The sequence below is a fragment of the Streptococcus sp. 3613 genome (genome assembly GCF_013277375.1).
Taxonomy (GTDB): Bacteria; Bacillota; Bacilli; order Lactobacillales; family Streptococcaceae; genus Streptococcus; species Streptococcus pseudopneumoniae.
Window position 1 is genome coordinate 1 of sequence record NZ_VMMV01000100.1, and the last position, 10,993, is coordinate 10,993.

Below are 10,993 nucleotides of genomic sequence, written 5' to 3' on the forward strand. Positions count from 1 at the left end.
CATCATGGAAAATTAGGATTGTCAAAACAGGATCTGCTCTATCCTAGAAAAGGAAAAGCGCTTAAGAAACAAGCTAGCACCAATTTTAAACCCCCTGGTCAATCTATCGAACAGCGTCCTGAAGCTATCAATCTGCGATTGGAGAATGGGCATTATGAGATTGATACGGTTCTGCTTACAAGGGTGAAAAATTATTGTTTACTGGTCTTAACTGATCGAAGGACTAGGCATCAAATTATCCGATTGATTCCAAATAAAAGTGCTGAGGCGGTCAATCAGGCTTTAAAACTCATCTTAAAACAAGACAAGATTCTGTCCATCACGGCAGATAATGGTACAGAATTTAACCGCTTGTCTGATGTATTTTCTGAGGAACATATCTATTATGCGCCCCTATGACTCTTGGGAGATTGAACCCTATTTCTCCAAACACCGCACCTATAAATGGCCGAAACGAGTACTTGTTAATGAGACTTTGTACGTCACTAAAACAGGTTGTCAATGGCGCATGCTCCCTCACGACTTTCCTCTTTACTTAACGGTATGGAGTTTCTTTCGTCGTTCTATGACGACAGGTTGGTTCCAGGTCAATGGCAGATGGTACTACGCGCTTATAGCTCAGGTGTCTTGGCAGTGAATACGACTGTAAATGGCTATTCTGTCAACTATAATGGCGAATGGGTTCAATAATGAAAGAAGCGATTGTGAATGGAAACAATCGCTTTTTTTGTGAAAATATAATAAAATAGATAGGAAAGAATTAATACTTGTATGAAAAATAAGACGTTTTTTCGTCTAGTAAAAGGAAAAAATGACAAAAAAAGTTGGTGTCGGTCAGGCACATAGTAAGATAATTTTAATAGGGGAACATGCGGTCGTTTACGGTTATCCTGCCATTTCCCTGCCTCTTTTGGAGGTGGAGGTGACCTGTAAGGTAGTTCCTGCAGAGAGTCCTTGGCGCCTTTATGAGGAGGATACCTTGTCCATGGCGGTTTATGCTTCACTGGAGTATTTGGATATCACAGAAGCCTGCATTCGTTGTGAGATTGACTCGGCTATCCCTGAGAAACGGGGGATGGGTTCGTCAGCGGCTATCAGCATAGCGGCCATTCGTGCGGTATTTGACTACTATCAGGCTGATCTGCCTCATGATGTACTAGAAATCTTGGTCAATCGAGCTGAAATGATTGCCCATATGAATCCTAGTGGTTTGGATGCTAAGACTTGTCTCAGTGACCAACCTATTCGCTTTATTAAGAATGTAGGATTTACAGAGCTTGAGATGAACTTATCCGCCTATTTGGTGATTGCCGATACAGGTGTTTATGGTCACACTCGTGAATCCATTCAAGTAGTTCAAAATAAGGGCAAGGATGCCCTACCATTTTTTCATGCCTTGGGAGAATTGACCCAGCAGGCAGAGGATGCGATTTCACAAAAAGATGCTGAAGAACTGGGACAAATCCTCAGTCAAGCGCATTTACATTTAAAAGAAATTGGGGTCAGTAGCCCTGAGGCAGACCATCTGGTTGAAACGGCTCTTAGCCATGGTGCTCTGGGTGCCAAGATGAGCGGTGGTGGGCTAGGAGGCTGTATTATAGCCTTGGCAGATAATTTGACACACGCACAAGAATTAGCAGAAAGATTAGAAGAGAAAGGAGCTGTTCAGACATGGATAGAGAGCCTGTAACAGTACGTTCCTACGCAAATATTGCTATTATCAAATATTGGGGAAAGAAAAAAGAAAAAGAGATGGTGCCTGCTACTAGCAGTATTTCTCTAACTTTGGAAAATATGTATACAGAGACGACCTTGTCGCCTTTACCAGCCAATGTAACAGCTGACGAATTTTACATCAATGGTCAGCTACAAAATGAGGTCGAGCATGCCAAGATGAGTAAGATTATTGACCGTTATCGTCCAGCTGGTGAGGGCCTTGTCCGTATCGATACTCAAAATAATATGCCTACGGCAGCGGGCCTGTCCTCAAGTTCTAGTGGTTTGTCCGCCCTGGTCAAGGCTTGTAATGCTTATTTCCAGCTTGGTTTGTCTCGGAGTCAGTTGGCACAGGAGGCTAAGTTTGCCTCAGGTTCTTCTTCTCGGAGTTTTTATGGACCACTAGGTGCCTGGGACAAGGATAGTGGGGGAATTTACCCTGTAGAGACAAACTTGAAACTAGCTATGATCATGTTGGTGCTAGAGGACAAGAAAAAACCAATCTCTAGCCGTGACGGGATGAAACTTTGTGTGGAGACTTCGACGACTTTTGACGACTGGGTTCGTCAGTCTGAGAAGGACTATCAGGATATGCTGATTTATCTCAAGGAAAATGACTTTGCCAAGATTGGAGAATTAACGGAGAAAAATGCTCTTGCTATGCACGCTACGACAAAAACAGCATCACCAGCCTTTTCTTATCTGACCGATTCATCTTATGAAGCGATGGACTTTGTTCGTCAACTTCGCGAGCAAGGAGAGGCCTGCTACTTTACTATGGATGCCGGTCCTAATGTCAAAGTTCTTTGTCAAGAGAAAGACTTGGAGCATTTATCAAAAATCTTCGGTCAACGTTACCGCTTGATTGTGTCAAAAACAAAGGATTTGAGTCAAGATGATTGCTGTTAAAACTTGTGGAAAGCTCTATTGGGCAGGTGAATATGCTATTTTAGAGCCCGGACAGTTGGCCTTGATAAAGGCCATTCCCATCTATATGAAGGGCGATATTGCTTTTTCTGACAGCTACCGTATTTATTCAGATCTGTTTGATTTCGCAGTAGATTTGGCGCCAAATTCTGACTACAGCTTGATTCAAGAAACGATTGCTTTAGTGGAAGATTTCCTGACTTATCGAGGTCAAACTTTAAGACATTTTTCTCTAGAAATTCGAGGAAAAATGGAACGGGAAGGGAAAAAGTTTGGTCTAGGTTCTAGCGGTAGCGTCGTTGTTTTGGTCATCAAGGCTCTGCTAGCTCTGTATAAGCTTTCGGTTGATCAGGAGCTCTTGTTCAAGCTGGCTAGCGCTGTCTTGCTCAAGCGCGGAGACAATGGGTCTATGGGGGACCTTGCCTGTATTGTGGCAGAGGATTTGGTTCTTTACCAGTCATTTGATCGCCAGCAGGTAGCAGCTTGGTTGAAAGAAGAAAATTTGGCGACTGTTTTAGAGCGTGATTGGGACTTTTCAATTTCACAAGTGAAACCAACTTTAGAATGTGATTTCCTAGTGGGATGGACCAAGGAAGTGGCTGTATCTAGTGATATGGTTCAACAAATCAAGCAAAATATCAATCAGAATTTTTTAAGTTCCTCAAAAGAAACAGTGGCTTCTCTGGTAGAAGCCTTGGAGCAGGGGAAATCCGAAAAAGTTATTGAGCAGGTGGAAACAGCCAGCAATCTCTTAGAAGGCTTGAGCGCAGATATTTATACGCCTTCGCTTAGACAGCTGAAAGAAGCCAGTCAAGATTTGCAAGCCGTTGCCAAAAGCAGTGGCGCTGGTGGTGGTGATTGTGGTATTGCCTTGAGTTTTGATGAGCAATCAACTGAAACCCTAAAAAACCGTTGGGCCGATCTGGGGATTGAGCTCTTATACCAAGAAAGGATAGGACATGACGACAAATCGTAAGGATGAGCACATCCGCTATGCCCTTGAGCAGAAAAGTTCCTATAATAGCTTTGATGAGGTGGAGCTGCTTCATTCTTCCTTGCCTCTTTACAATCTGGATGAAATCGATCTGTCGACAGAGTTTGCTGGTCGAAAGTGGGATTTTCCTTTTTATATCAATGCCATGACAGGTGGGAGTGAAAAAGGTAAAGAAATCAATCAAAAGTTGGCTCAAGTGGCAGAAGCCTGTGGTATTTTATTTGTAACGGGTTCTTATAGCGCAGCACTCAAAGATCCAGCAGATGACTCTTTTTCTGTCAAGTCTAGTCATCCCAATCTCCTCCTTGGAACCAATATTGGATTGGACAAGCCTGTCGAGTTAGGCCTTCAGACTGTAGAAGAGATGCATCCTCTTCTCCTGCAAGTGCATGTCAATGTCATGCAGGAATTGCTTATGCCTGAGGGAGAAAGGAAGTTCAGAAGCTGGCAATCGCATCTGGCAGACTATAGCCAGCAAATTCCTGTTCCTATTGTTCTCAAGGAAGTGGGCTTTGGAATGGATGCCAAGACCATCGAGAGAGCCTATGAACTGGGTGTTCGTACAGTGGATTTATCAGGTCGTGGTGGCACCAGCTTTGCCTATATCGAAAACCGTCGCAGTGGCCAGCGTGATTACCTCAATCAATGGGGACAGTCTACCGTGCAGACTCTACTCAACGCCCAAGAATGGAAAGACAAGGTCGAACTCTTGGTTAGTGGAGGCGTTCGGAATCCGCTGGATATGATTAAGTGTTTGGTCTTTGGTGCCAAAGCTGTAGGACTGTCACGAACAGTTCTGGAATTGGTTGAAACCTATTCAGTTGAAGAAGTGATTGGTATTGTTCAAGGCTGGAAAGACGATCTGCGTTTGATTATGTGTGCTCTTAATTGTGCCACCATAGCAGATTTGCAAAAAGTAGACTATCTTCTTTATGGAAAATTAAAAGAAGCAAAGGATCAGATGAAAAAGGCGTGACCACCGCCTTTTTTCCATCCTCAGACTGAGGTGACTTTTTTGAAGTGTGATAAAATAGAAAGGAGAGGATCAACCTATGAGAAAATTTAAAATCTTTTTATTTATCGAAGCCTGTCTTTTGACGGGAGCTCTGATTTTGATGGTTTCAGAGCATTTTTCACGTTTTCTGCTGATTTTATTCCTCTTTTTGCTTTTGATTCGCTATTACACTGGTAAAGAGGGCAATAATCTTCTTTTAGTGGTGGCAAGCATTCTCTTCTTTTTCATCGTCATGCTCAATCCTTTTGTGATTCTAGCTATTTTTGTTGCGGTCATCTACAGCCTCTTTCTTCTTTATCCGATGATGAACCAGGAAAAAGAGCAGACCAATTTGATTTTTGAAGAGGTGGTAACGGTTAAGAAGGAGAAAAATCGTTGGTTTGGAAATCTTCATCATTTTTCAAGCTACCAGACTTGCCAGTTTGATGATATCAATCTCTTTCGTCTCATGGGTAGGGACACTATTCATCTGGAGAGGGTTATCCTAACCAATCATGACAATGTCATTATCCTCAGAAAGATGATAGGCACGACCAAAATCATCGTACCTGTAGATGTGGAAGTCAGTCTCAGCGTTAATTGTCTCTATGGGGATTTGACTTTTTTCAATCAGCCCAAGCGAGCCCTCCGCAATGAACACTATCATCAAGAAACTAAAGACTATCTCAAGAGTAACAAGAGTGTCAAGATTTTCTTGACCACTATGATTGGGGATGTGGAGGTGGTCAGAGGATGAAAAAACAAGCTTATGTAATCATTGCCATCACCTCTGTCCTCTTTGTCTTTTTTTTCTCCCACAGCTTGCTGGAAATCCTTGACTTTGACTGGTCTATTTTCTTGCACGATGTCGAAAAAACAGAAAAATTTATCTTTTTATTGTTGGTATTCAGCATGTCCATGACCTTTCTCTTATCCCTGTTTTGGAGAGGTGTGGAAGAGCTTTCTCTAAGAAAAATGCAGGCTAATCTCAAGCGTTTGTTGGCAGGGAAAGAAGTGGTTCAGGTTGTAGATCCAGATTTGGATGCTAGTTTTAAGTCCTTATCTGGCAAACTTAACCTCTTGACAGAAGCGCTTCAAAAGGCTGAAAATCACAGCCTTGCTCAGGAAGAGGAAATCATCGAGAAGGAACGAAAGCGGATTGCTCGGGATTTGCACGATACAGTCAGTCAGGAGTTGTTTGCGGCTCACATGATTTTATCAGGCGTCAGTCAGCAGGCTTTGAAATTGGATAGACAAAAGATGCAGATCCAGTTGCAGAGTGTCACAGCTATTTTAGAAACTGCCCAGAAGGACTTGAGAGTCTTGCTCCTGCACTTGCGACCAATTGAACTGGAGCAGAAGAGCTTGATAGAAGGGATTCAAATTCTCCTAAAAGAGCTTGAGGACAAGAGTGATCTCAAGGTTAGTCTCAAGCAGAATATGACGAAATTGCCCAAGAAGATTGAGGAGCATATCTTCCGCATTTTGCAGGAGTTGATTAGCAATACCCTCCGCCATGCCCAGGCCTCTTGTTTGGATGTCTATCTCTATCAGACAGACTTTGAATTGCAGCTGAAGGTGGTGGACAATGGGATTGGTTTCCAGTTAGGGAACTTAGACGACTTGAGTTATGGACTGCGAAATATCAAAGAGAGGGTTGAAGATATGGCTGGAACAGTTCAACTCTTGACAGCTCCCAAGCAAGGACTGGCAGTTGATATCCGTATTCCCCTGTTAGATAAGGAATGATAAAGGAGTAAAGATGAAAATTTTACTAGTAGATGACCATGAAATGGTCCGATTGGGCTTGAAAAGCTACTTTGATCTCCAAGATGATGTAGAAGTTGTGGGCGAGGCGGCAAACGGGTCTCAAGGTATTGACTTGGCCTTGAAATTGCGTCCGAATGTCATTGTCATGGATATTGTCATGCCTGAGATGAATGGAATTGACGCGACCTTGGCCATCCTTAAAGAATGGCCTGAAGCCAAGATTTTAATTGTGACTTCTTACTTGGACAATGAAAAAATCATGCCTGTCTTAGATGCAGGTGCTCGTGGCTATATGCTCAAGACTTCTAGTGCCGACGAACTGCTCCATGCTGTCCGTAAGGTGGCTGCTGGGGAGTTGGCCATTGAGCAAGAGGTCAGCAAAAAAGTCGAATACCACCGCAATCACATAGAACTACATGAGGACCTGACTGCGCGTGAGCGAGATGTTCTCCAACTCATCGCCAAGGGCTACGAAAATCAGCGTATCGCTGATGAACTTTTTATCTCTCTCAAGACGGTCAAGACCCATGTGTCCAATATCCTTGCCAAACTTGAAGTCAGCGATCGCACCCAGGCGGCTGTCTATGCCTTTCAGCACCATTTGGTGGGGCATGAAGAGTTTTAGATGAGTTTAGCAGATTTACTTGAGGAGCTAGAAGCAGCAAAAGACTCTAAAAAGCAAGACCCATGGAAGCCCATATGCGCCATCAATTTTCTTTTCTAGGTATTGCGGTGCCTGAAAGAAATAAACTCTATAAAAATATTTTCCAGAAGCGAAAAAACAAAGATTATCGATTGGGATTTTGCAGATACTTGCTGGGAAAAAGAATCTAGAGAATACCAGTATGTGGCTGCTAACTATTTGAAAGCAATGCAGTCTTATTTAAAGGACAGCGATTTGCCTAAGCTAGAGCAGTTGGTTGTTACCAAGTCTTGGTGGGATACGGTGGATATCCTAGATCGAGTAGTAGGGAGTTTGGTGTATGAGAAGCAGGAACTGGAAAAAATAATCCTCCAATGGAGCCTGTCAGACAATATCTGGTTGAGACGCGTCGCTATTGACCACCAGTTATTAAGAAAAGAGAAGACCAATACTCAATTAATGGAAAAGATTCTCCTTCATAACTTGAACCAAACAGAATTTTTTACCAATAAAGCCATTGGCTGGACTCTGCGAGACTACTCCAAAACGAATCCAACTTGAGTAACATGCTTTATTGAGAAAAACAAGGAAAGAATGGCTGAACTTAGTATCAAAGAAGCAAGCAAGTACCTCTATCGTGATTGAAAAGCGCAGTCATTAATTGAAAAGTTTACCTGTTTATGTGATAATGGAGGGTATTTACAGAAGGTGATAGATTTCTTGATTCTATAGTAGATTGAGAAATTTAGAATAGTATGCTATAATCACATTAGGAGGATAAAAATAATGAAGAAAACGTTTTATAAAAAATTGGGTATTTCAATTATTGCGAGTACTTTATTGGCTAGCCAGTTGTCGACAGTATCTGCTTTGACTGTTATTTCTAGTACAGGTGAAGAATATGAGGTGAGTGAAACATTACAGGAAAGTCCAGAAACTAATAATTTTTCACTTCCTGAGATTTCGCCAACATATGGTTCATATTACCAAAATCAATCAGAAGTAATTATCGGTAATGATGATTTGGTTAAAATTGATAATACTCTACAATATCCGTATTCAACTTCAGCTATGGTTTTGTCTGAGTACAATGGTGTAGCCAATGGAACGAATATAGAAGGAAGAGGAAGCGCGAATTTTATTAAAGATAATGTTTTAATTACAGCAGCTCATAACTTCTACAGTCATAAATATGGAAAAGAAGCGGATGCTATTTATGTACTTCCAGCAGCTAGTCCAGATCAGGAACCATTTGGAAAAATCAAGGTTAAGGAAGTTCGTTATTTGAAAGAATTTAGAACTTTAAATTCTAGAGATGCATCGAAATATGACTTGGCTCTATTAATTCTAGAAGAGCCTGTTGGCGCAAAATTGGGAACACTGGGGCTTCCAAATAGTCAGAAAAATTTGGCTGGAACACCAGTGACGATTACAGGATATCCATCATATGATTTTGGAATTCATCAAATGTATACAGATAAAAAACAAGTTTTAAGTGATGATGGTACTTTTTTGAATTATCAAGTTGATACTTTGGGGGGATCAAGTGGATCTGCTGTTTATGATGCTAGTCACCGTGTAGTCGGAGTACATACTTTGGGAGATGAAGCTAACCAAGTTAATAGCGCAGTAAAATTAAATGAACAGAATTTATCATTTATTTATTCAGTACTTAAAGGATATTCTCTTGAAGGATGGAAAAAATTAAGTGGCAGTTGGTACTATTATAAACAACATGATAAACAAACGGGTTGGCAGAAAATAGATGATACTTGGTACTATCTAGATGCTTCTGGTAAGATGCTTACAGATTGGCAAAAAGTAAATGGAAAATGGTATTATTTGGGAACCTCTGGTTCAATGGCAACAGGTTGGAAAAATGTACGAGGCAAATGGTATTACTTAGATAATAAAAATGGTGATATGAAGACTGGTTGGTATAAAGATGGTTCAACATGGTACTATCTAGATCCTACTAATGGAGACATGAAAACAGGTTGGATAAAAGTAGGAGGAAACTGGTATTATCTTAACTCAAGTGGAGCTATGGTAACAGGTAGCCAAACTATCGATGGTAAAGTTTATAATTTTGCTTCATCTGGTGAGTGGATTTAATATTGGAGGACATATAAATGAAACTTTTGAAAAAAACTATGCAAGTTGGACTGACAGCATTTTTCTTTGGTTTGCTAGCTACAAATACTGTTTTTGCGGATACCACAGGTGGCCAATTTGTTGATAAGGATAATAGAAAATATTATGTAAAAGATGCTCATAAAGCAATCTATTGGCATAAAATAGACGGAAAAACTTACTATTTTGGTGATAAAGGAGAAATGGTAGTTGGATGGCAATACTTAGAAATTCCTGGAACAGGTTATCGTGATGATTTATTAGATAACCAACCAGTTAATGAAATCGGCCTTCAACACAAGTGGTACTATTTTGGACAAGATGGGGTACTACAAGAATTTGTTGGCTGGAAAGCATTAGAGATTAAAACAAAAGACAGTGTTGGAAAAGAGTACGGGGAAAAACGTGAAGATTCAGAAGATAAAGAAGAGAAGCGTTATTACACGAACTATTACTTTAATCAGAATCATTCTTTAGAGACAGGTTGGCTTTATGATCAGTCTAACTGGTATTATCTAGCTAAAACAGAAATTAATGGAGAAAACTATATTGGTGGTGAAAGACGTGCAGGTTGGATAAATGATGGTTCAGCTTGGTACTACCTTGATCCAACAACTGCTGCAATGCAAACAGGATGGCAATATCTAGGTAATAACTGGTACTATCTCCGTTCATCAGGTGCTATGGCAACTGGTTGGGTGAAAGATGGTTCAACTTGGTATTATCTAGATGCTCAAAATGGTGATATGAAGACAGGTTGGGCTTATGTTGGTAACAGTTGGTACTACCTTCGTTCATCAGGTGCAATGTCTACTGGTTGGGTGAAAGATGGTTCAACTTGGTACTACCTAAATGCAAGTAATGGAGATATGAAGATAGGCTGGTTCCAAGTCAATGGTAAATGGTACTATGCCTATGGTTCAGGTGCTTTAGCTGTTAATACCACAGTAGGTGGTTACTACTTAAACTATAATGGCGAATGGGTTAAGTAATGAAGGCTAATGGTAAACTGTGATGGATATTTAACTTTGTATAATAGGTGGATAAAAGTCTTTAAAATAGGAAAAACGCATAATATTAGGTGAACTGCACCCCAAAAGTTAGACAGACAAAATCTAACTTTTGGGGTATTTTTATTATGAAATTAACTTATGATGATAAAGTTCAGATCTATGAACTTAGAAAACAAGGATATAGCTTAGAGAAGCTTTCAAATAAATTTGGGATAAACAATTCTAAGATTAGGTACATGATTAAATTGATTGATCGTTACGGAATAGAGTTCGTCAAAAAAGGAAAAAATCGTTACTATTCTCCTGATTTAAAACAAGAAATGATTGATAAAGTCATACATGAAGGCTGGACTAAAAATAGAGTTTCTCTTGAATACGGCCTCCCAAGTCGTACGATACTTCTTAATTGGCTAGCACAATACAAGAAAAACGGGTATACTATTGTTGAGAAAACAAGAGGGAGAGTACCTAAAATGGGACGTAAGACAAAAAAGAGACCTGAAGAGAGGACAGAATTAGAACGTCTTCAAGCAGAAAATGAGTACCTGAGAGCGGAGAATGCCATCCTAAAAAAGTTAAGAGAACTCCGATTGAAGGAGGAAAAAGAGAAAGAAGAGAAAGAAGAAAGACAGAAATTGTTCAAGAATTAATGACTGAGTTTTCGTTAGATCTTCTTCTAAAAGTCATTAAACTAGCTCGTTCGACCTACTACTATCACTTGAAACAGCTAGACAAACTAGATAAGAATCAAGAGCTTAAAGCTGAAATTCAATCCATTTTTATCGAACACAAGGGAAATTATG

Annotated in this window: 10 protein-coding genes and 5 pseudogenes; all 15 read left to right on the forward strand. The window is 40.4% G+C overall.

Annotated elements, in window-relative coordinates:
* Positions 1 to 409, forward strand: a pseudogene (locus HT708_RS10565) (IS30 family transposase); the annotation flags it as partial.
* Positions 410 to 526, forward strand: a pseudogene (locus HT708_RS12395) (transposase); the annotation flags it as partial.
* A gap of 17 nt (positions 527 to 543) precedes the next feature.
* Complete coding sequence (locus HT708_RS12045; protein ID WP_240156227.1) at positions 544 to 690, forward strand: hypothetical protein; 147 nt, start codon at positions 544 to 546, stop codon at positions 688 to 690.
* A gap of 121 nt (positions 691 to 811) precedes the next feature.
* Positions 812 to 1,690, forward strand: a complete 879-nt coding sequence (gene mvk / locus HT708_RS10575; protein WP_119946563.1) for a mevalonate kinase — start codon at positions 812 to 814, stop codon at positions 1,688 to 1,690.
* On the forward strand, positions 1,672 to 2,625 hold the full coding sequence (gene mvaD / locus HT708_RS10580) for a diphosphomevalonate decarboxylase (protein ID WP_172925180.1): 954 nt from the start codon (positions 1,672 to 1,674) through the stop codon (positions 2,623 to 2,625). The genes mvk and mvaD overlap by 19 nt, the downstream gene beginning before the upstream one ends.
* Positions 2,612 to 3,619, forward strand: coding sequence for a phosphomevalonate kinase (locus HT708_RS10585; protein WP_000562398.1), 1,008 nt, complete (start codon positions 2,612 to 2,614; stop codon positions 3,617 to 3,619). Before mvaD ends, HT708_RS10585 begins: the two co-directional genes overlap by 14 nt.
* The gene (fni, locus tag HT708_RS10590) at positions 3,603 to 4,613 is read left to right on the forward strand and encodes a type 2 isopentenyl-diphosphate Delta-isomerase (protein ID WP_000210664.1); all 1,011 of its coding nucleotides are present in this window, start codon (positions 3,603 to 3,605) and stop codon (positions 4,611 to 4,613) included. Before HT708_RS10585 ends, fni begins: the two co-directional genes overlap by 17 nt.
* Before the next feature lie 76 nt (positions 4,614 to 4,689).
* The gene (gene liaF / locus HT708_RS10595; RefSeq protein WP_001224642.1) at positions 4,690 to 5,388 is read left to right on the forward strand and encodes a cell wall-active antibiotics response protein LiaF; all 699 of its coding nucleotides are present in this window, start codon (positions 4,690 to 4,692) and stop codon (positions 5,386 to 5,388) included.
* A complete protein-coding gene (locus HT708_RS10600) occupies positions 5,385 to 6,380 on the forward strand; it encodes a sensor histidine kinase (protein WP_138703681.1) in 996 nt (331 codons plus the stop codon). The genes liaF and HT708_RS10600 overlap by 4 nt, the downstream gene beginning before the upstream one ends.
* A gap of 13 nt (positions 6,381 to 6,393) precedes the next feature.
* Positions 6,394 to 7,026, forward strand: a complete 633-nt coding sequence (locus tag HT708_RS10605; protein ID WP_000698420.1) for a response regulator transcription factor — start codon at positions 6,394 to 6,396, stop codon at positions 7,024 to 7,026.
* Positions 7,027 to 7,267: pseudogene (locus tag HT708_RS12260) on the forward strand (DNA alkylation repair protein). It begins immediately after the preceding gene.
* Positions 7,192 to 7,689, forward strand: a pseudogene (locus HT708_RS10615) (DNA alkylation repair protein). The pseudogenes HT708_RS12260 and HT708_RS10615 overlap by 76 nt, the downstream one beginning before the upstream one ends.
* 426 nt (positions 7,690 to 8,115) lie before the next feature.
* The gene (locus tag HT708_RS10620) at positions 8,116 to 9,159 is read left to right on the forward strand and encodes a serine protease (protein WP_205380758.1); all 1,044 of its coding nucleotides are present in this window, start codon (positions 8,116 to 8,118) and stop codon (positions 9,157 to 9,159) included.
* Between the two features lie 17 nt (positions 9,160 to 9,176).
* Complete coding sequence (cbpJ, locus tag HT708_RS10625) at positions 9,177 to 10,169, forward strand: choline-binding protein CbpJ (RefSeq protein WP_172926367.1); 993 nt, start codon at positions 9,177 to 9,179, stop codon at positions 10,167 to 10,169.
* 146 nt (positions 10,170 to 10,315) lie between these two features.
* Positions 10,316 to 10,993 (forward strand): annotated as a pseudogene (locus HT708_RS10630) (IS3 family transposase); the annotation flags it as partial.

Bases quoted from the DNA above. Each gene is read 5' to 3' on its own strand.
- HT708_RS10620 (WP_205380758.1), top strand. From the start codon at position 8,116: ATGGTTTTGTCTGAGTACAATGGTGTAGCCAATGGAACGAATATAGAA.
- HT708_RS10605 (WP_000698420.1), top strand. From the start codon at position 6,394: ATGAAAATTTTACTAGTAGATGACCATGAAATGGTCCGATTGGGCTTG.
- mvk (WP_119946563.1), top strand. From the start codon at position 812: ATGACAAAAAAAGTTGGTGTCGGTCAGGCACATAGTAAGATAATTTTA.
- HT708_RS10585 (WP_000562398.1), top strand. From the start codon at position 2,612: ATGATTGCTGTTAAAACTTGTGGAAAGCTCTATTGGGCAGGTGAATAT.
- mvaD (WP_172925180.1), top strand. From the start codon at position 1,672: ATGGATAGAGAGCCTGTAACAGTACGTTCCTACGCAAATATTGCTATT.
- HT708_RS12045 (WP_240156227.1), top strand. From the start codon at position 544: ATGGAGTTTCTTTCGTCGTTCTATGACGACAGGTTGGTTCCAGGTCAA.
- cbpJ (WP_172926367.1), top strand. From the start codon at position 9,177: ATGAAACTTTTGAAAAAAACTATGCAAGTTGGACTGACAGCATTTTTC.
- HT708_RS10600 (WP_138703681.1), top strand. From the start codon at position 5,385: ATGAAAAAACAAGCTTATGTAATCATTGCCATCACCTCTGTCCTCTTT.
- fni (WP_000210664.1), top strand. From the start codon at position 3,603: ATGACGACAAATCGTAAGGATGAGCACATCCGCTATGCCCTTGAGCAG.
- liaF (WP_001224642.1), top strand. From the start codon at position 4,690: ATGAGAAAATTTAAAATCTTTTTATTTATCGAAGCCTGTCTTTTGACG.